Raw genomic sequence first — 19,377 nt, forward strand, 5'->3', positions numbered from 1 at the left:
CATCGGTTCGCCCAGGCATATCCCCTACACTGCAGGCGACAACATAAGAACCAAGACCGCAGCGGTTTCCTGAAGATCGCAAGGGGCTCAGCAGGCATGACCGACACACCGATTTTTTTCACCGTTCTGACGCCAACCTACAACCGGGCAGGCACTCTGCACCGCGTCTATGAATCGCTCTGCCGGCAGAGCTTCCGCAATTTCGAATGGGTGGTGGTGGACGACGGCTCCACCGACAACACGCACGAGTCCATCCTGCACTGGCAGTCGCTGGCCGATTTTCCGATCCGCTACGTCTGGCAGAACAATCAGCACAAGAAGACGGCCTTCAACCGGGGCGTGCGCGAGGCGCGCGGCCAGATGATGGTCGGCCTGGACAGCGATGACGAAATGCCGGCCGACGCGCTGGCCATTTTTCACGAGGCCTGGAACGCCATCCCGCCCGCCCGTCGCGAATCCTATTTCGCCATCACCGGCCTGTGCGCGCGTCCCGACGGCTCCATCGTGGGCGACCGCTACCCGCAGGACGTCTTCGACAGCACGGCGGTCGACGTTTATTTCCGCTATCGCATCAAGGGCGAGAAATTCGGCTGTATGCGCACCGACATCCTCAGGAAGTACCCCTTTCCCGAGGACGTCGCGGGTTTCGTGCCGGAAAGCCTGGTCTGGTGGGCGGTGGCGCGTGCCGGCTACCTGAGCCGCTTCATCAACCGCGTCGTTCGCACCTACCACGACACGCCCGGCGGCCTGAGCCGGGGCGCGGTATCCGTGTCCAACAATGCCCAGGGCCTGTACCTGCTGGCCTGGGACATGCTGCAGCACCACCTGGAATTCTTCCGCTACCGGCCGCGCGAATTCATGATGGCGGCGGCGCGCTACACGCGCTTTCGCCTGCACCTGAAGCACTCGGGCGTGCCGACGGCCGTGCAGGCCTACCGGCTCAACAACCCCCTCGCGGCGTTTCTCGTGGGGGTGATGTATCCGCTGGGCTATGCGCTGTACCGCCGCGACCGCCGCCGCGGCGTGGCCTAGCCGCACCGCCGCGCGCGTCAGGCAGGCCGCGGCAGGCCGGCGCTACTGGCCGGCCGCATCAGGCGGGCGCGCCATGCCCCAGCCCCAGGTATACCTCCACCACGCGCGGGTCCTGCGCCACTTCGGCCGCAGGCCCTTCCAGCGTGACCGTGCCGGTCTCCAGCACGTAGGCGTAGTCGGCCACCTGCAGCGCCGCGCGCGCGTTCTGCTCGATGAGCAGGATGGAAACGCCCATCTCCCGCAACCGCGCCACGATGCGAAACACCTCGCGCACGATGCGCGGCGCCAGGCCCAGGCTCGGCTCGTCCAGCATCAGCAGGCGCGGCTTGGCCATCAATGCGCGGCCCACGGCCAGCATCTGGCGCTCACCGCCGGAGAGCGTGCCGGCAAGCTGGTCGCGCCGCTCCTGCAGGCGGGGGAACAGTCCATAGACCTCGGCCAGGGTCTGGTCCTGGTCTCGCACGCCACGGCGATAGCGGTCGAAGGCGCCCAGCATGAGGTTGTCTTCCACCGTCATTTCGGCGAAGAGTTCGCGCTTTTCAGGCACCAGGTTCATGCCGGCGGCCACCATTTCCTCGATCTCGGCGTGTTCCTGCTCCTTGCCGCCGAAGACGATCCGGCCTTGCGACGGCAGCACTCCCATGATGGCGGACAACAGCGTGGTCTTGCCTGCGCCGTTCGGGCCGATCACGGTGACGATCTGGCCTTCGCCGACGTCCAGACCGACGCCCGAGATGGCTTCCACCTTGTCGTAGGCCACGCGCAGGTCGCGCACTTCCAGCAGTTTCGCGCTCATCATTCCACTCCGCCCAGATAGGCCTCAAGCACCGCGGGATTCTGCTGGATCTCGGCCGGCAGGCCTTCGGCGATCTTCTCGCCGAAGTCCATGACCACCACGCGATCCACCAGCCCCATCACGAAGTCCATGTCGTGTTCGACCAGCAGGATGGCCATGCCTTCGGCGCGCAGCCGCTTCAGCAGGTCCGCCAGTTCGCACTTTTCCTGGTAGCGCAGGCCCGCGGCCGGTTCGTCCAGCAGCAGGATGCAGGGATCCGAGGCCAGGGCGCGCGCAATCTCCAGGATGCGCTGCTGTCCCAGGGCCAGCGAGCCGGCCTCGTCGTGCAGATGCTTGCCCAGGCCCACGCGCTCGACCTGGCGCGCGGCCTCGGCCAGCAGGCGCGCCTCTTCCGGCCGGTCCAGCCGCCACGCCGCGGGCAGCACGCCGCGATGGCCGCGCAGGTGCGCGCCGATGGCGACGTTCTCCAGCACGCTCATCCGGCCCAGCAGGCGCACGTGCTGGAAGGTGCGCGACAGGCCCAGCCGCGCGATCTTGCGCGCGCCCACGCCGGCCACGGGCTGGCCCAGCAGCGTGACCTGGCCCGAGGTCGGCGTGTCCACGCCCGAGATCTGGTTGAACATCGTGCTCTTGCCCGCGCCGTTGGGACCGATCAGCGCCAGCACCTCGCCGGCCCGGATCTCCAGGTTCATGGCGTTGTTCGCCACCAGGCCGCCGAACTTGCGTGTCACGTCAACGGCCTTGAGCACCACGTCGCCGCGCGGCGGCATGGCGCGCCGGGGCAGCGGTTCGGCCGTCATGTCGACACGGCGCGGCTGCCGCTTGACCGGCACCCAGCGCGTCAGCACCGGCCACAGGCCGCTGCGCGCGCGGTGCAGCAGCAGCACCATGCCGAAGCCGAAGACGATCACCTCGAAGTTGCCCGACTGGCCCAGCACCTTGGGCAAGAGGTCCTGCAGCCATTGCTTGAGCACCGTGAAGACGCCCGCGCCGACCAGCGCGCCCCAGACCTGTCCGGCGCCGCCGATGACGGTCATGAACAGGTATTCGATGCCCATCTGCAGGCCGAAGGGGTTGGGATTCACGAAGCGCTGCATGTGCGCGTAGAGCCAGCCCGAGGCGCAGGCCTGCAGCGCCGCGATGACGAAGATCACCATGCGCGAGCGCGCCGTGTCCACGCCCATCGATTCGGCCATCACGCGTCCGCCCTTGAGCGCCCGGATCGCGCGGCCCTCGCGCGAATCCAGCAGATTTTGCGTGGACCACACCGCGACCAGCAGAAAGGCCCAGATCAGGTAGTAGATGCTGCCGCCCTGCGTGAGCGGCCAGCCGAACAGATTGATGGCCGGGATGTCCGGGATGCCGGTGTGCCCGCCCAGGCCCTCGACGGACCCGAAGACGAAATACAGCGACAGGCCCCAGGCGATGGTGCCCAGCGGCAGGAAGTGGCCCGACAGCTTCAGCGTGATGGCGCCCAGCAGGTAGGCCAGCGCCAGCGTCAGGGCCAGCCCGGCCAGCAGCGTGAGCCAGGGCGACGCGCCCAGCCAGGCAAGCCAGGACGGCAAGGTGTCGGCGCGGGTGGTGAGCAGCGCCGTGGTGTAGGCGCCCACGCCCACGAAGGCGGCCTGGCCGAAGCTGGTGAGGCCGCCGACGCCGGTCAGCAGCACCAGGCCCAGCGCCACCAGGGCGTACAGGCCGATGTAGTTCAGCAGCGTGACGTAGAACGGCGGCAGCACCAGGGGGCCTAGCGCCAGCAGGGCCAGGAAGGCGAGGAGGATGTGGCGCGGGGTCATTCGTCTTCTTCCTCGACGTGATGGCTTTTGAGTGAACGCCAGAGCAGCACGGGGATGATCAGCGTGAACACGATGATTTCTTTGTAGGCGCTGGCCCAGAACGACGAGAACGCCTCGATCAGGCCGACCAGCACGGCGCCCGCCGCGGCCAGCGGATAGCTCACCAGGCCGCCGATGATCGCGCCCACGAAGCCCTTCAGGCTCACCATGAAGCCCGAATCGAAATACATGGTGGTGATGGGCGCGATGAGGATGCCCGAGACGGTGCCGATCAGCGCGGCCAGGAAGAACGTGGCCTTGCCCGCGAAGACGGGCGAAATGCCCATCAGCCGCGCGCCGATCCGGTTGAACGCCGCGGCCCGCAGCGCCTTGCCGTACATCGAGCGTTCAAAGAACTGGTACAGCACGACGATAAGCACCACCGACACCGCCACCACCCACAGCGCCTGGCTGTTCACATTGACGGGACCCAGCGCCAGGCTGGCGTCGCTGAACGGCGCGGTGCGCGCGCCTTCCGCGCCGAACGCCAGCAGTCCCAGGCCGACCAGCGCCAGGTGGACCGCGATGGACACGATCAGCAGCACCAGCGTCGAGGCTGACGCGATCGGCTGGTAGAACAGGCGATAGAGCTGCGGTCCCATCGGCACCAGCAGCAGCAGCGTCAGCAGCGCCTGCACCGCCATCGGCAATTGCGCCAGCGGCAACCGGTACAGCAGCAGCGCCAGCGCCAGCGGGTAGACCACCTTGGCCGCCATGCGCCAGTGCGCGCGGCCGCGGCCGGGGCGCTTGCGGCGCGCCATGAGGTCGGCGAGGACCTCGGCCAGCGCGAAGGCCGCCAGCAGCCACACCAGCAGCACGGGCTTGCCGGCCTGCATGGCCGCCATGGTGAGCGCGCCGAAGGCGACGAACTCGCCCTGCGGGATGAACAGCACGCGGGTGACGGTAAAGACCAGCAGGATGGACAACGCCAGGAGCGCGTAGATGGCGCCGTTGGTGATGCCGTCCTGCCCGAGTATCAAGGCAATCTGTGCATTCATGCGAAATTCCGGAAAACGGATTTCCCCCCCGAAGCGCTGCGCGCTCCCCCCAGGGGCATGCCTGCGGACCGGCGGAGCCGGATCCGCGGCATCCCGATGGGACGCGCAGAGACTGCTTCCTGGCGACGCCCCGCAGCGCATCTGAGCGTGGGTGGAAACCCTTTTACTTAACCAGCGTCCAGTTCCTTTTACTTAACCAGCGTCCAGTTGCCGTCCTTGACGGTGATGAGCTCGCGGCCGCGTTCGTCAAAGCCGCTGTGGTCGGCGGCGCTCATGTTGTAGACGCCTTGCGTGCCGACCAGCTCCTTGGTCTGTTCCAGCGCATCGCGCAGCGCGCTGCGGAACTCCTTGGTGCCCGGCTTGCCGGCCTTTTCCGCCAGCGGCACGGCCTTTTCCAGCAGCAGGCCGGCGTCGTAGACGTTGGCGCCAAAGGTGGCGGGCTTGGAGCCGTTGAGCTTTTCGTAGGCGGCGATGTAGTCAGTGGCGACCTTCTTGGACGGGTTGCTGTCCGGCATTTCGGGCAGCACCAGCATCAGGCTGGCGGCCAGCACCGTGCCTTCCACCTTCTTGCCGCCCAGCTTCAGGAAGTCGGGCAGCGCGGCGCCGTGCGTCTGGTAGAACTTGCCCTTGTAGCCCTGATCGAACAGCGTCGCCTGCGGCAGCACGCTGGCGGCGCCGGGGGCGGCCACCAGCACGGCGTCCGGCTTGGCGGCCAGGATCTTCAGCGCCTGGCCCGTGACCGAGCTGTCAAAGCGCAGATAGCGCTCGTTGGCGGTGACCTTGATGCCCTTTTCGGTGGCCATGGCGGAGAAGACCTTGTACCAGTTCTCGCCATAGGGATCGTTCAGGCCGATGAAGCCGACCGTCTTGATGCCGGTCTTGGCCATGTGGTCCACCAGCGCGCGCGCAATGATGTCGTCGTTCTGCGTCGTCTTGAACACCCACTTCTTCTGGTCGTTCATCGGCAGCACCACCGCGGCGGTGCCCACCGGCGCCAGCATCGGCACGCCGGCCTCGGCCGCGAACTGGATCACGCCCATGGCGTTGGGCGAGCCCGACGGGCCGATCAGCGCGTCCACGTTCTGCTCCGAGATCAGCTTCTTGAAGGCCGTGACCGAGTTGGTGGAATCGCTGGCGTCATCCAGCGAGATGTATTCCACGGTCAGGTCGCCGATCTTCTTGGGCAGCAGCGGCACCGTGTTCTTCTGCGGAATCCCGACCAGCGCGGTGGGACCGGTGGACGAGGTGACCACGCCGACCTTGACCTGGGCCAGGGCGGGCAGGGCGAACAGGGCGGCGACGGCGGCGGCAGCGGCCAGGGGGAGTTTCTTCGACAGCATGGCAAAACCTCCGGATAGGGAGCAGAGTGGGAGTGCGGCTGGAAAGCGGAGAAGAGCGGGAACTGCGGGAATACTTGTTGCTTAAAATTTCTTACCATCAAGGATCAGCACTGTAGACCCGGGTCCCCGTGCTTACCTATCCGTCAAAACCCGAAGCGCGACGGGCGATCAGATGGTGATGGCGCTGACGCTGGCGCCGCCGCAGACGAACAGCGTCTGGCCGGTGACGAAGCTGTTGGCGGGATCGGCGAAGAACATGACGGCGCGCGCCACGTCGTCCGAACGGCCCAGGCGCTTGACCGGGATGCCTTCGGCCAGCTTCCTTTCGCGCTCGCTGCCGGCCTCGATCACCTCGTAGAACATGTCGGTCTGGATGGGGCCTGGCGCCACGACGTTGACCGTGATGCCGTACGGCGCCAGTTCCAGCGACCAGGTGCGGGCCATGCCCACCATGCCGGCCTTGGTGGCGGAATAGGCGGTGCGCGTGGGCAGCCCCAGCGCGCCGCGCGACGACATCATGACGATGCGGCCGAACTTGCGTTCCTGCATGCCCGGCAGGGCCGCCTGCACCAGGCTGATGGCCGCGCCCAGGTGGATCTGTGTGAGGCCGTGCAGTTCCTCCTGCGTGACCTGCGGCAGCAGATTGGGCCAGATCACGCCTGCGTTGTGGATAACGTGGCTGACGGGGAATTTCGCCGCCACCTCGGCGCTGGCCTGCGCGGTGGCCGCCGCGTCCAGCAGGTCCACCTGCATGTTGTGCAGGCGCGGATGCGTGAAGTCCGCCGCCCGGCGCGCCATCGAGATCACCTCGTAGCCCGCGTCCAGCATGCTGCGGCAGATCTCCGCCCCGATGCCGGCGCTGCCGCCGGTCACGATGGCCACATGGGTTTGCGTCATGTTTTCCCCTTGATTTATTGGTCTGGGCCGAAACGGATCAGGCCGTGGGCGCCAGCGCCAGCACGCGCAGCGGACTGCCCGAGCCGCTGCGTATCTTGAGCGGCGCCGAGAAGATCACCGCGCCCGTGGCCGGCAGCTGGTCCAGGTTGGTCAGGCACTGCAGGCCGTAGCGGTTGTTGCCGTGCATGTAGTAGTGGCAGGGGTAGGGCGGATCCAGGTGCTGGGCCTGGCCGGCGTCGGTGCCCACCGACTCGGTGCCAAAGCCATGCACGTCGCGCTCCTTGATGAGCCAGGGCACGACCTCGGCGTCCGGGCCCGGCGAATGCGCGCCGTCGGCCTGCATGTTCAGGTATTCGGCGGGCTTGGCGCGCTTGGACCAGTCGGTACGCATCAGCACCCACGACCGCGCGGGAATGCGCCCGTGCTGTTCTTCCCATTTCTTGACGAAGTCGATGGTCAGCAGAAAGTCCGGATTGCCGGCCGCTTCCGCCGAACAGTCGATCACGCAGGCGCTGGCAATAAAGGCGTCGATGGGGATCGTGTCCACCGTGTTGTCGGGCTGGTCCTTGCCCGTCACCCAGTGCGCGGGCGCGTCGAAGTGCGTGCCGGTGTGTTCCGAGCACGAAAAGTTGTTCCAGTACCAGGCCGGCCCGCGCTCGTCGTAGCGCGAGATTTCCTCGATGCGGAACGGCCAGGCCTGGCCGAATTCCGGCGGCAGCACGATCGTCGGAAACTCCGGCGTCAGGGTTTCGGTCAGGTCCACCAGGCGGATGCGTCCGGAGACCAGTTCGGTCATGAATTGGGCAAGAATGGGTTGACTCACGATGCGCTCTCCTGTTGGTTCTTAGGTGTCTGACACCGGGTTGGCTGGGGGTCAGACACCGCCCGCGCCCAGCTCTCTTTCCAGTCCCTTCGGGTTCTCGGCCAGTCTTGCGCGGAATTCCTGCGCCACGTCGCCGACATACACGTCCTCGGTGCCGTCCTTCAGCGCCCGTACGATGGCCGCCGCGATCGCGGCCGGCGCCACGCGCGGCGGCGGCGTGCGCTGCTCCCATTCGTGGTCGACCGGGCCGGGGAACACGTTCACGACCCGCACCCCTGCCGCACGCATCTCCGCGCGCAGGCATTGCGCCAGGGAGAGTGCCGCGGCCTTGGATGCCGACCACATGCCGCGGGACGGCAGGTTCATGTGCGCGTAGATCGACAGCACGTTGACCCACGCCGCGGCGCTGTTCACGCCATCTGCCGCCCGGCCGCACAGCGCGGGGCCGAAGCTTTGCGCCAGCCGCATCAGGCCCAGTACGTTCACGTCCATGGCGTCGCGCGCGGTGTTCACGTCCTTGCGGTTCAACAGGCCGCCTTCGCGCTCCAGGTCCGCCGTGTTCACCAGGATCTCGACCTTGCCGCCAATCGAGGCGGCCACGCGTTCGACGGAATCGGTATCGGTCACGTCCAGCGTCACGACCTGCACGCGCGGATCGGCCGCCAGCGCGTCGAAGGCGGCATCGCGCTTCCAGGCCTGCGGATCGCCCAGGAAGACCAGCGGGCTGCCCGCGTCCAGCAGCGCGCGCGCCACCGCCTGGCCGACGGCCGATTTGCCGTCGGTGACCAGCGCGCGGCGGAATTTCGGGTCGCACGAGGTTTCGCGCAGCGTCTTGTCGTCTTCCATGTTTGGGGTATTCCTTTCGGGCAGGGCGATCATCACGGCCTGGCCGCTGCGGTCCAGCTTCAGGGCCAGGCGCACGCGGCCGCCGTCGATGCAGTCCTGGTGGACGTGCGCCACGACGGACGGACCGGCGTCCATCCGCACCGTGCCCACGCGCCAGGGCAGGCGTTCGCGGAAGTACAGGTCGTTGCTGTGATGCAGGGTCGTGCTGACCAGCAGCGCGCCGTTCGGGTCGGCGGGCCGCCAGGGCAGCTTGTCGGACAGGCAGTGGCCGCAGACCTCGCGCGGCGGATACTGCACCGTGCCGCAGTCGGCGCAGGTCTGCAGATCGAAGCGCCCTTCGGCGGCGGCGGCGGTCAGGCCCAGCGCGCTGCGGCTGCGCGAGCCGGGCGGCAGCGTGGGCTGCCGGGTCCGCGCGACGGGATTCTTGCGGGGCGGCTTGGCCAGCGGCTCGGTCATGCGTCGCTCCTTGCCAGAATGGCCGCGGCCGTGCACAGCCCGCGGTCGTAATTGATCATGCCGAAGCCGCTCACCAGCCCCAGGCGCGCATCGGCCACCTGGGTGCCGCCCGCGGTGCCGGTCAACTGGCGCAGCGCCTCGACCAGGCCGAGATACCCCCCGGCCGCGCCCGCCTGGCCCACCGACAACTGGCCGCCGTTGGTGTTGAACGGGAAGCTGCCGTCCACGGTGAAGGAGTTGTCCCGCACGAACTGCGGGGCCGCGCCCTTGTCGCAGAAGCCCAGGTCTTCGATCTGCATCAGGTTGATGACCGGGTAGTCGTCGTAGGCCTGCAGGAAATCCATGTCGGCGGGGGCGGCCCCAGCCTGTCCGTACAGTTCGTCCACGTCCAGGGTCCAGCCGCCTCGGGTCTGGATCGGGTCGTCGATCCAGGCGTTGTGGCGTTCGATGGTGGACAGGATGCGCGCGTAAGGCAGCTTCAGCGCCCGTGCGCGGTCCTCGCTCATGACCAGGAAGGCGTCGGCGCCGGCGCAGGGCATGACGCAGTCGAACAGGTGGATCGGCTCGGTGATGACGCGCGCGTCCAGATACTGCGCCAGCGTCAGCGGCTTCTTCATGAGGGCGTGCGGATAGCGCAGGGCGTTGTCGCGCTGCGCCACGCAAAGCTTGCCGAAATCCTCGCGGGTGGCGCCGGTCTGGCGCATGTAGTTGGCCGTCAGCAGCGCGAAGCTGGCGTTCGGGCCGCCCGCGCCATAGGGGTAGACGGCGTCCTGCGCAAAGCGCGAAAACTGGCTGACCGTGTTGCGGAACGAGTCCACGTGGTTGGTGTCGCCGGCCAGGCAGGCCACGACCTCGGCGTCGCCCGCCTGCACGGCGCGCGCCGCGCGGCGCAACGCGGCCACGCCGCTCGCGCCGCCCATCGGAATGTGGTCGAGCCAGCGCGGCGTCATCCCCAGGTGCTGGACCAGGCCGACCGCGGTGTCGGGCGCGAGCGTGAAGCTGGACACGCACAGGCCGTCGACGTCGGTCTTGGCCAGGCCGGATTGCCGGATCAGCGCGCCCAGCGCGCGGCCCAGCCACCAGTGCGCGGCATGCGTGGAGTAGCGTTCGTACGGAATCGTGACGGGCAGGGCCGCCACGACGCCGTTGTAGCCCAGGCGGCTCATCGGTGGGTCCCCTCGGCCGGGCGCTTCTTCATGTGGCAGGTGTCCACGCAGCGGGCCGTGCCCGGCAGGGTGGGCGCCAGCGCCTTCATCTCGCCACGCTGGATCTTGTTGGTGGTGGTCAGCGGCAGGCTGTCCACGAACGCGACATAGCCGGGCGCCTTGTAATAGGCCAGTTGCTCCAGGCTCCATGCCACGATGGCGCGCGCGGCCTCGGCCATCGCGGCCGCGTCGGCGGGCGCGGTCTCGGGCACCACGCAGGCCAGCACCTCGTCGCCGCGCACCGGGTCCGGCACGGCGGCCACCGCCACCGCCTTGACCAGCGGGTGCTGCATCAGCACGCTTTCCACTTCCACCGCGGAGATGTTCTCGCCGCTGCGGCGGATGACGTTTTTCTTGCGGTCCACGAAACGCAGGGCGCCGTCGGCCTCGCGGCGCACGATGTCGCCGGTGTGGAACCAGCCGCCTTCCCAGGCCTCGTTGGTGGCCGCCTCGTCCTTCAGATAGCCGGCGAAAAAGCCGTAGCGCGGATCGTCGCCGGCGTGGCGCACCAGCAGCTCGCCGGGTTCGCCGATGGCCGCGGGCTCGCCCGCGTCGGTCACGATGCGCACTTCCACGTCGTCTTCCTCGCTGCCGAAGCTGCTGGTGCCGACGTGGCGCGGCTCCTGGTTGGCGATGATGACGGCGCCCGCGCCGGTCTCGGTCATGGCCCAGGCCTCCAGCAGCGGAAAGCCGAAGCGCGCCTCGAAGGGCGCATGCAGCTTGCGGTCCACGCCCGCGCCGAAGCCGAAGCGGATGGCGGGCTGCCGGTCGCGGTCGGACGGCTCGGCCTTCATCAGGATGGCGGGCATGACGCCCAGGTAGTGCAGCACGGTGGCGCGCGATTCGCGCACGCTGTCCCACCAGGAACGGGGATGGAAGCGGTCCAGCGGGATCAGGCAGCCGCCCGTCAGCACCATTGCCATCGCCGAATACGCCATGGCGTTCATGTGCACCAGCGGCAGCGGCGTCAGCATGCGTTCCTGCCCGGGCCGCAGCGCGGCCAGCCCGCCGATGCGCGCGTACCAGCCGCCCGCATGCAGGAAATAGCGGTTAGGCAGGATGCAGCCCTTCGGGCGGCCGGTTGTGCCGGACGTATAGAGCAGGGCGCATTCAGTCAGTTCGTCCGGCGCTGCGCCTGGGCGGGGCGGCGGGAAGGGCGCGGCGGGCGGCGCGTCGTCCGGCCCCATGACGCGCAGCTCGCGGCCCGCCCGGCCTGCCGCGGCCAGCAGGTCCGCGTGGCGGCCGGGCAGCGCCACCGCCAGCGCGATCTCGGAGTGGCCGGCCAGGTATTCGAGTTCGGCGGCGCGCAGGTCCGGGTTGATCGGCACCACCGACACGCCCAGCGCGTTCAGCGCGAACCAGTGCAGGAAAAAGGCGGGACGGTTTTCCAGCAGCAGGCCGGCGCGGTGCCCGTGGCCGTAGCCGGCCGCGGCATAGGCGGCGCGCAGGGTCTCGATGGCGTCGGCGGCCTTGCCGTACGTCAGTTCGCCCGCCTCGATGCCATAGGCGGCGGCCGTTTCCGGCAGGATGCACAGGAACGGCTGGCCGCCATGGCGGGCGGCGGTGTCGGCAAAAGCCTGGTGGACGGTGGCGTTCACGCTCCGCTCCTACATGAACAATTGGATGTTGCCGAAGGCCGCGTCGCAGTTGACGAGGTCCACGCGCTTCAAGCGGATGCGCAGCGCGCCGTCCTGCTCTACCAGGTGATGCGTCGCCCACCCCGCGTACAGGGTCTGCGCGTCCAGCCGGGTCTCTACGTAATGGAAGGCGGTGCGCACCACGTGGCGCCCTTGCGCGGGCGCGGATTCGGGATGGCCGTGTTCGACGGTGGGCGCCTGCAGCAGATGATGGCAGCGGCTCTTGGGCTGCTGCGAGAACGTGCGCTGGCCCGCCAGCCGCTCCACGCGCACGCGCAGCAGCAGTTTGTCCTCGTACATCAGCGAGGCATGCAGCTTCGGGTCGGTCTGGCCGTGGGCCAGCGGCATCCAGTAGTAGCCGTCGTCGGTGTACAGGTCCAGCCAGTCCTCGAAGCGCAGCTCGTCCAGCATGCGCGCCTCGGCATAGACAAAATCGATCAACTCGCGGTCGCTTGCGCTCATACCGACTCCGGTCCGGTCATGTAGCGGCCCCATGCGCGGTACTGGTTGCGCATCTGCCATTCGTTGGTGCCATTGGTGACGACGTTCTTCTGGCCTTCCTCGCCGGGCGTGAAGAGCCGCCCCACGTTCACCCAGTCGCGCGCGCGCGAATGCAGCCCGTCCTGCGCGCGTTCGTACATTTCCAGGTCGTCGTGGCCCACCACCGACGTGGGCGCGTTGATGAGCCGGTTGTACATGAGCGTGCGTTCCAGCAGCAGGTCCGGCGCGCCGACGAGGCGGAAGGTCCAGGACTCCACCAGCGTGCGGTCGGCGGCGATGGGCTTGAAGATCCGCAGCGTCTGGATCGGGCCTTTGACCATGATGTTGGGGAAGTAGACCGTGTTGTGGCGCACGTCGCCCAGGATCTCCTTGGCCCGCGCTTCGCCGTAGGCCTGCACCATCGCGTCCCAATAGCCGGGAATCCCCGAGTACGAGGCGTGGATCGAGTCCGACACGCCGGTGTGGCCGTGTCCGTTCTCCCAGACACGGATGCCCATGTTCTCGAAGAACTCGTAGGGCGAGATGAACGGCGCAAAGAGCTCCACCGCCATGGGCTTGGGCGTGCCTTCGGGCGCCTGCTCCCAGACCTTGACCGCCGTGCCCGCGGAGGATTCATGGGCAACCATCGGATGGCAGGTGTCGGTCTGGTTGTCGACCAGCATCTTCCAGTTGCAGCGGTGCATGTAGCGCAGCACGCCGCCGGCGACTTCGAGGCGGCCTTCCGGCGAACGGTCGACCATGTTGTCCAGCGTGGACAGCGAGTCGCCGAAGAATTCCTCGAACGACTGGCCTTCGGGATTCAAGCGGCAGAACACGAAGCCGCGATGGTTGCGCACGTCCTTGACAGCGGCCATGCCCTGGCTGGCTTCGCAGTTTTCCAGGCCGGTGTTCTCGTAGCCCTTCTTCAGGGGAATCGACAGCAGGCTGCCGTCGGTCTTGAAGGTCCAGGCGTGGTAGGGGCAGCGGAAGAACTTGCCGGTGTTGCCGCAGGCGTCCCCCGCCACCATCGTGCCCTTGTGCGGGCAGCGGTTGTGCAGCACGCGCACGCTCTTGTCGCTGTGGCGCACCATCACCACGGGCTGGTTGCCCACGGTGGTGGTGATGTAGTCGCCCGGATTGGGCACCTGGCTGTCGTGGCCGACGTAGACCCAGGTGTTGGCGTACAGGCGCTCCATTTCCAGGTCGAACAGCTCCTGGTCGATGAAGAGATCCTTGTGGACCTCGGTGTCGCGCAACAGGGCGCGTATGGCGTCGGGATTGTCGCGGTACTTGGCCATGGTCGCTTCCTTGTCGGGGGCCTACAGATCCAGCACCAGGCGCGCGGACTTGGCGCGCGAGATGCAGATCTGGATGATCTTGCCGCTGGCCTTTTCGGTGTCGGAAAGGTAGTAGTCCCGGTGGTCGGGTTCGCCTTCCAGCACGGTGGCCTGGCAGACGCCGCATTCGCCGCGCTTGCAGTCGAACATCGGGTCGCAGCCTTCTTCTTCCATGACCTCGACGATGGTCTTGTCGGCGGGAATCGTCAGCGTGCGGCCGGACTGGCGCAGTTCGACCTCGAAGGGCTGGTCGCCGGCTTGCGGCGCCGCCGTCGCGAAGAGTTCGAAATGGATGTGGGCGTCGGGCCAGTGGCGCGCGTGCGCGCCCTGGATGACGGCGTCGATCAGGCCCTTCGGTCCGCAGACGTACAGATGCTGGCGCGGCGTGACCGATTCCAGCAGCGCCTGCAGGTCGAAGCGGCTGGACGGATCGTCGTCGGCGTGCAGCGTCAGGTCGCCGCCCGCCAGCGCCTGCAGTTCGGGCAGGAACGCAAGCTGGTCCTTGCTGCGGCCGCAGTAATGCAGGTGGAAGGCGCGGCCGGCGGCCTTGAGCGCGGCGGCCATGGACGCGATGGGCGTGATGCCGATGCCGCCCGCGATCAGCACGACGGGCTCGTCGCCCGCGGGCGATTCATGCAGCGGGAAATCGTTCTTGGGGCCTTCGACGCTCAGCGTGTCGCCCTCGGCCAGCGCGTGCATGTGGCGCGATCCGCCCTGGCTGGTCTCTTCCAGCCGCACGCCCAGGCGGTATTCGGCGGGCTCGGCGAAGCGTCCCGCTTCGGGGGCGAGCTGCACCAGGGAATAGCAGCGCGGGTCGCGTAGACCCGGGACCGTCACCTTCAGGTGCGCGCCGGGGCCGAAGGCGGGCAGCGCGCCGCCGTCTTCGCGCGCCAGCCGGAACGAGCGGATCAACGGTGATTCCTGCCGGACTTCCCGGACGATCAGTTTGAGTGTCTGCACGATGTCTGTCTCTTTCTGGTGTCGGCCTCAGGCGGCCAGTTTTTCCGCGATCTGGCGTTCCATCGGCTCGCATTTCACGTTGGCGAGCGCGGTGTCGCGCAGCGCGCGCAATGCCTCGGCGGCGTCGGGACGGCCGGCAAGCTGGTCTGCCGCGGCAATGAGCTGGCGGTACTTGCCGCCGCCGCGCGCATGGGTATCGCTATAGCCCTTGACCAGGCGGCGGCAGTTGACGGTCTCGACCGCCAGCGCGTAGTCGCGCGGTGCCAGCCGGGCGACCACCGCCAGCCAGGTTTCCTGGGATTCGGTCTCGATCTGGTGGCGCAGCGTGCTGCGCCGGAAGCGGCGCATGCCCGCGAGCGCGTACAGCATCAGGAATCCGCCCAGGGTGCCGCTGCGCAGGCGGCGGCCCTTGCCGAGGCGGCGCTCCACGAAGCCGCCGAACGCCTTGGATCCTTCGAGCCAGCGGCCCAGCCGCGTGGGCAGGGTGCCGCAGATTTCTTCCAGTCGGGGGTGCATGAACTCGGTCGTGTCGACGAGCTGGCCGGGGCGCGCGCCCACTTCCGTGCGTACGCGGTCAAAGCGCGTGCCGCGCGTCTTCAGGTCGGCCACGCGGATCACGTCGTCATAGGCCATGGCCGTGGCCACGTAGCGCGCCGCCGCACAGGTCAGCGCCCATTGCCGGGCGTCGCCGCCGTGCTGGGCGTCCAGGTCGCGGATCGCCTTCATGCGGCGCAGGTAGTCCTCGGCGTAGGCCAGGTCCTGGAACTCGATCTGGCGGCGCACGCCCGCGGTCAGCATGGGCTGCGCACAGGCGGGGAAGTCGCGGCGTATCGCGTCCAGCAAGGCCTGCGCGCGGGGGCTGGCCGCGCGTTCGGGCACGGACGGCACGGGCCGGGCCAGATCGATGGCGGCGGGCTGCCCCGGCGCCTTGTCGGCCGACTCGAATCCCAGCGCAAAGGCGCGCAGGCTTGCCTCCACGCCCAGGCCGGCGCGGCGCACGGTGGCCTCGAAGTCCTCGCGGGCGAAGGGCAGGGCGCCGCTGCCGGCCACCGCGCCGAACAGGCTGGCGCTGATCACGCTGCCGGCGCGATCGGCCAGGTCCTGCAGGTCGAAACAGAGGAAGCGCCGGGCCGCGGCGCGCCCGGCCTCCAGCACCTTGTTCGGATCGGCGATGCCGTTGCCGGGCGCGGATTTTTCGCTGACCGCGTAGCTGCGGTGCGAGGACGTGATCAGCACCGTGCGTTCGGGCGTCACCAGGCCGCGCTGGATGGCGCGGCCGCCTTCCATCAGTTCGGCGGCGACCACCAGGTCCACGTCGCCCGGGGTGGGCATCAGGGCCAGCGCGGGCTGGCGGCCGGCTCGCTGGACATCGGCCTCCGGCAGCAATTCCAGGTAGTAGATCGTCGCGCCCGTGCGCTGGGCCACGCCCGGCACCGAGGTGGTCTGCGCCCACCAGCCGGCATGCTCGGCCATGTCGACGATCCAGTCGGCCAGCACGCCGCCGCCCTGGCCGCCCATGGCCAGGATGGCGATCTTGATGGGGTTGCCTTGCTGCATCACCGCCGCGTTCATGGGGCTGGTTCCTTAAAGGGCGTTCTGGGCCAGGCGCGCCGCGCGGCGGCGCTGCAGAAAACCGATCACCGCGCCGCGCATGCGCGCCAGGAAACGGTCGGCGCCGGTCGGGTTGTGGATGATGTCGGCGCGGTAGAACGACGGGCACAGCACGGCGGCATGGGCGACCTCACCGCAATTGCCACAGCCCACGCAGCTGCTTTCCACGTGCGCGACGGGGTCTTCCTTGAGCGGATCGCCGCTGTCCTTCACCGTCAGCGACGGGCAGCCGGACAGCCGGATACAGGCGTGGTCGCCGGTGCAGACGTCGGGGTCCACGCCGAAGCGTTCCTTCACCACGCGCTTGCCTTCCTTGACCGCCTTGTTGAAGAGCGGCTTCACGCGCCGCTGCTTGTTCAGCATGCATTCGGACTGCGCGATGATGACCTTGGGGCCCTTGATGTCCGTGGTCAGTGCCTCTTCAAGGGTGGCGCGCACCTTGGCCACGTCGTAGGTCCGGTCCAGCGTGCGCACCCACTTCACGCCCACGCCGCGCACGGCGGCGTCGATGGGGTTGTTGGTCGAGCGGTCGGGATTGTCGGCGCGCGAGGACAGGATGTCCTGTCCGCCGGTGGCCGAGGCGTAGAAGTTGTCGACGATGACGATGACGCCGTCGTACTTGTTGAAGACCGCGTTGCCGATGCCGGACGCCAGCCCGTTATGCCAGAAGCCGCCGTCGCCCATGATGGAGATGGGCCGCTTGGCGGCGGGCACGTTGAAGGCCGCCGCGCTGGACGCGCCCAGTCCGTAGCCCATCGTGGTGGCGCCCAGGTTGAAGGGCGGCAGGATGGAGAACAGGTGGCAGCCGATGTCGCAGGAAATGTGATGCTGGCCCAGCGTTTCCTGCGCCAGCGTCAGCGCGGAAAAGATGGGCCGTTCCGGACAGCCCGTACAGAAGCCCGCGGGACGCGGCGGCACCACGGCGGCCAGGTTCTCGACGTGCTTGTGGAAGGTGATCGGCTGTTCGGCGGGGCGCGCAGGCTTGGGGCGCGACACTTCCGTAATGGTGAGCTGGCGCGCGTCGTCCTGTGTTTGGCCCGTTGCCTGCGCCTGCGCGTCCGCCGCCACGGCCGGATGCGTCTGCAACGATTCGGGCCGGTTGCGCTTGAGGAATTCGCGCAGGCCGTCGCGCATGACTTGGGTGGTGTATTCGCCGGCCATCGGCAGCACGTCCTTGCCGGACAGGCGCGTGCCCACGCCCGCGCGGCGCAGCACCGCATGCAGGTTCTGCTCGATGTAGTCGGGCTGGCCTTCTTCCAGCAACAGCACCGCGCGCTTGCCGCGGCAGAAATCGATGACCTCGTCCTCGATGACGGGGTAGGTCACGTTCATGACGTAGAGCGGGATGCGGCTGTTGCCGAAGTTGTCGGCCAGGCCCAGAAGCTGCAGCGCGCGGATGACGCCGTTGTACAGGCCGCCCTGCAGGATCAGGCCGATGTCGTCCTGGTCGCCGTCGAAGTGCTCGTTGAGCTGGTGTTCCTTGATGTAGCGGATGGCGGCGGGCCAGCGCTCCTTGATCTTTTCCTGTTCGTGCAGGAACGACGCGGGCGGCAGCACGATGCGGCTAGTGTCGCGCGCCGGGCTTTCCAGCGCCTCGGCCAGCGAGAAGGCGGGCCGCTTGTTTTCCTTGGCGATGAAGCGCCCGTGCACATGGCAGCCGCGGATGCGCAATTGCAGCATCACGGGCGTCTTGCTGGCTTCCGACAGCGAGAAGCCGTCTTCCACCGCCTTGACCATGCTTTCCAGATTGGGACGCGGGTCCAGCAGCCAGATCTGCGACTTCATAGCGAACGCGTGCGAGCGTTCCTGCATGATGGACGAGCCTTCGCCGTAGTCTTCGCCCACGATGACCAGCGCGCCGCCCGTGACGCCGCCCGAGGCCAGGTTGGCCAGCGCGTCGGACGCGACGTTGGTGCCCACGGTGGACTTCCAGGTGACGGCGCCGCGGATGGGGTACATGACCGAAGCGGCCAGCGTGGCGGCGGCGGTGGCTTCCGAGGCGCTGGCCTCGAAGTGCACGCCCAGTTCCTGCAGGATGTCGTTGGCGTCGGCCAGCACGTCCATCAGGTGCGAGATCGGCGATCCCTGATACCCGGCGACGTAGCCCACGCCCGATTGCAGCAGCGCCTTCGTGACCGCAAGAATCCCTTCGCCGCGGAATTCCTCGCCCGCGCCGATACGCAGTTGCTGGACTTCTTTCTTGAAAGACCTTTCTGCCATCTGGATCCCTTTCGCGGACCCTGCCGGGTCCCTAATCCGTGCTGCCCCGCAGCATCACATTGCCACGAAAACATCGCTTGAAAAATACTTTAGGAGTCAACGTTTTAGCTGTCAATAAAAAAGATGAAATTTCATGGAAATTAAAAAATATCACGCTAAAACAAGGGTGTATATACTGGTTGTTCTCTAGGTTTTTGGTCGAGGCGGGGCGCTGATATGGTGCAAAAACGGGTTGCGATTCGGGGTATACCCTGTGCTGCGCAACAGCATTGCGGTACATCATGGCGCGTGGCTGCGCCGTCGTGGTGCAATGCGCTTTTCGGCAAAGGGGCGGGCCTTGGAAACCAGTGCGTGGGAGCAAAGCAACATGCGGCCAGATAAGCCACGCGGCGCGCGCGCGGCCGTCGCGGGCCCCCGGTTCGTCGACGGCTACCTGGCCTATCTGCTGGCGCAGGCCAGCCAGCGCATCTCGGCGGAATTCCACCAGCAGGTAAAGGCCGCCGGCTTGTCGGTGACCGAATGGCGGGTGCTGGCCAGCCTTCAGGGCAGCGCGGGCGAAACCATCGGCAGCCTGGCGGTGCTGGCCATCACCAAGCAGCCCACGCTGAGCAAGGTGGTGCAGCGCATGGAGGCCGACGGGCTGGTGGCCCGCACCGGCGTGCGCGCCGACCGGCGCCAGACGCGGGTGTGCATCACGGCCAAGGGCTCGAACCTCATCGGTGGCCTGTGCGAGCAGGCGTTGCAGCACCAGAAGGCCGTGCTGGCGCCCTTCGGCGAAGAGAAGGCCGCGCTTCTGATCGAAATGCTGGATGTGCTGATGACCGAGCACGTCCCCCTGGAGCTTCCGCTGGACGCCGACGACTAGGGCCGATGCTTGCGGACAATCGAACATTGTTCGGTTCAATTG

At 67.9% G+C, this 19,377-nt stretch carries 16 protein-coding genes; 2 read left to right on the forward strand and 14 right to left on the reverse strand.

Going from position 1 to position 19,377, the window contains the following annotated elements; translation table 11 throughout:
- The first annotated feature begins 96 nt into the window (after positions 1-96).
- Entirely contained in the window at positions 97-1,032 is a 936-nt protein-coding gene (locus BMW75_RS22255) for a glycosyltransferase family 2 protein (protein WP_092581910.1), read from the forward strand.
- A gap of 58 nt (positions 1,033-1,090) precedes the next feature.
- Here BMW75_RS22255 and BMW75_RS22260 read toward each other — a convergent pair whose 3' ends face one another.
- The 14 genes from BMW75_RS22260 to BMW75_RS22325 form a co-directional block, all read right to left on the reverse strand.
- The gene (locus BMW75_RS22260) at positions 1,091-1,828 is read right to left on the reverse strand and encodes an ABC transporter ATP-binding protein (RefSeq protein WP_092581911.1); all 738 of its coding nucleotides are present in this window, start codon (positions 1,826-1,828) and stop codon (positions 1,091-1,093) included.
- Positions 1,828-3,621: a branched-chain amino acid ABC transporter ATP-binding protein/permease gene (locus BMW75_RS22265; RefSeq protein WP_092581912.1), complete on the reverse strand. Its 1,794-nt coding sequence runs from the start codon at positions 3,619-3,621 to the stop codon at positions 1,828-1,830. The genes BMW75_RS22260 and BMW75_RS22265 overlap by 1 nt, the downstream gene beginning before the upstream one ends.
- Positions 3,618-4,658 (reverse strand): branched-chain amino acid ABC transporter permease, encoded by a 1,041-nt coding sequence (locus BMW75_RS22270; RefSeq protein ID WP_092581913.1) that lies wholly within the window; start codon positions 4,656-4,658, stop codon positions 3,618-3,620. Before BMW75_RS22270 ends, BMW75_RS22265 begins: the two co-directional genes overlap by 4 nt.
- A 188-nt stretch (positions 4,659-4,846) precedes the next feature.
- A complete protein-coding gene (locus tag BMW75_RS22275; protein ID WP_092581914.1) occupies positions 4,847-5,998 on the reverse strand; it encodes an ABC transporter substrate-binding protein in 1,152 nt (383 codons plus the stop codon).
- Positions 5,999-6,166: 168 nt separating this feature from the next.
- Positions 6,167-6,895, reverse strand: coding sequence for an SDR family NAD(P)-dependent oxidoreductase (locus BMW75_RS22280; RefSeq protein ID WP_092581915.1), 729 nt, complete (start codon positions 6,893-6,895; stop codon positions 6,167-6,169).
- A gap of 37 nt (positions 6,896-6,932) precedes the next feature.
- Complete coding sequence (locus BMW75_RS22285) at positions 6,933-7,718, reverse strand: cyclase family protein (protein ID WP_056568924.1); 786 nt, start codon at positions 7,716-7,718, stop codon at positions 6,933-6,935.
- Between the two features lie 51 nt (positions 7,719-7,769).
- Positions 7,770-9,020 (reverse strand): SDR family NAD(P)-dependent oxidoreductase, encoded by a 1,251-nt coding sequence (locus BMW75_RS22290; RefSeq protein WP_092581916.1) that lies wholly within the window; start codon positions 9,018-9,020, stop codon positions 7,770-7,772.
- The gene (locus tag BMW75_RS22295; protein WP_092581917.1) at positions 9,017-10,186 is read right to left on the reverse strand and encodes a thiolase family protein; all 1,170 of its coding nucleotides are present in this window, start codon (positions 10,184-10,186) and stop codon (positions 9,017-9,019) included. Before BMW75_RS22295 ends, BMW75_RS22290 begins: the two co-directional genes overlap by 4 nt.
- Positions 10,183-11,823, reverse strand: a complete 1,641-nt coding sequence (locus BMW75_RS22300) for an AMP-binding protein (RefSeq protein ID WP_092581918.1) — start codon at positions 11,821-11,823, stop codon at positions 10,183-10,185. Before BMW75_RS22300 ends, BMW75_RS22295 begins: the two co-directional genes overlap by 4 nt.
- A 9-nt stretch (positions 11,824-11,832) precedes the next feature.
- On the reverse strand, positions 11,833-12,324 hold the full coding sequence (locus BMW75_RS22305; protein ID WP_092581919.1) for an aromatic-ring-hydroxylating dioxygenase subunit beta: 492 nt from the start codon (positions 12,322-12,324) through the stop codon (positions 11,833-11,835).
- A complete protein-coding gene (locus BMW75_RS22310; RefSeq protein ID WP_092581920.1) occupies positions 12,321-13,640 on the reverse strand; it encodes an aromatic ring-hydroxylating dioxygenase subunit alpha in 1,320 nt (439 codons plus the stop codon). Before BMW75_RS22310 ends, BMW75_RS22305 begins: the two co-directional genes overlap by 4 nt.
- Positions 13,641-13,661: 21 nt before the next feature.
- Positions 13,662-14,639 carry a PDR/VanB family oxidoreductase gene (locus BMW75_RS22315; RefSeq protein ID WP_092581921.1) on the reverse strand — a complete coding sequence of 326 codons (978 nt, stop codon included), beginning with the start codon at positions 14,637-14,639 and terminating at the stop codon, positions 13,662-13,664.
- A gap of 27 nt (positions 14,640-14,666) precedes the next feature.
- Positions 14,667-16,211, reverse strand: coding sequence for an indolepyruvate oxidoreductase subunit beta family protein (locus BMW75_RS22320; protein WP_092581922.1), 1,545 nt, complete (start codon positions 16,209-16,211; stop codon positions 14,667-14,669).
- A 12-nt stretch (positions 16,212-16,223) separates the two neighbouring features.
- Positions 16,224-18,470, reverse strand: a complete 2,247-nt coding sequence (locus BMW75_RS22325; RefSeq protein WP_076519024.1) for an indolepyruvate ferredoxin oxidoreductase subunit alpha — start codon at positions 18,468-18,470, stop codon at positions 16,224-16,226.
- 367 nt (positions 18,471-18,837) lie between these two features.
- Here BMW75_RS22325 and BMW75_RS22330 point away from each other — a divergent pair, with 367 nt between their 5' ends.
- A complete protein-coding gene (locus tag BMW75_RS22330) occupies positions 18,838-19,335 on the forward strand; it encodes a MarR family winged helix-turn-helix transcriptional regulator (protein WP_076519025.1) in 498 nt (165 codons plus the stop codon).
- The last annotated feature ends 42 nt before the right edge of the window (positions 19,336-19,377 follow it).

Origin of the sequence: Achromobacter sp. NFACC18-2 (assembly GCF_900108985.1) — a bacterium.
GTDB lineage: Bacteria > Pseudomonadota > Gammaproteobacteria > Burkholderiales > Burkholderiaceae_B > Achromobacter.

Coding starts and splice junctions, on each gene's coding strand:
- BMW75_RS22255 (WP_092581910.1), top strand. CDS start 97: ATGACCGACACACCGATTTTTTTCACCGTTCTGACGCCAACCTACAAC.
- BMW75_RS22260 (WP_092581911.1), bottom strand. CDS start 1,828: ATGAGCGCGAAACTGCTGGAAGTGCGCGACCTGCGCGTGGCCTACGAC.
- BMW75_RS22265 (WP_092581912.1), bottom strand. CDS start 3,621: ATGACCCCGCGCCACATCCTCCTCGCCTTCCTGGCCCTGCTGGCGCTA.
- BMW75_RS22270 (WP_092581913.1), bottom strand. CDS start 4,658: ATGAATGCACAGATTGCCTTGATACTCGGGCAGGACGGCATCACCAAC.
- BMW75_RS22275 (WP_092581914.1), bottom strand. CDS start 5,998: ATGCTGTCGAAGAAACTCCCCCTGGCCGCTGCCGCCGCCGTCGCCGCC.
- BMW75_RS22280 (WP_092581915.1), bottom strand. CDS start 6,895: ATGACGCAAACCCATGTGGCCATCGTGACCGGCGGCAGCGCCGGCATC.
- BMW75_RS22290 (WP_092581916.1), bottom strand. CDS start 9,020: ATGACCGAGCCGCTGGCCAAGCCGCCCCGCAAGAATCCCGTCGCGCGG.
- BMW75_RS22295 (WP_092581917.1), bottom strand. CDS start 10,186: ATGAGCCGCCTGGGCTACAACGGCGTCGTGGCGGCCCTGCCCGTCACG.
- BMW75_RS22305 (WP_092581919.1), bottom strand. CDS start 12,324: ATGAGCGCAAGCGACCGCGAGTTGATCGATTTTGTCTATGCCGAGGCG.
- BMW75_RS22310 (WP_092581920.1), bottom strand. CDS start 13,640: ATGGCCAAGTACCGCGACAATCCCGACGCCATACGCGCCCTGTTGCGC.
- BMW75_RS22320 (WP_092581922.1), bottom strand. CDS start 16,211: ATGAACGCGGCGGTGATGCAGCAAGGCAACCCCATCAAGATCGCCATC.
- BMW75_RS22325 (WP_076519024.1), bottom strand. CDS start 18,470: ATGGCAGAAAGGTCTTTCAAGAAAGAAGTCCAGCAACTGCGTATCGGC.
- BMW75_RS22330 (WP_076519025.1), top strand. CDS start 18,838: ATGCGGCCAGATAAGCCACGCGGCGCGCGCGCGGCCGTCGCGGGCCCC.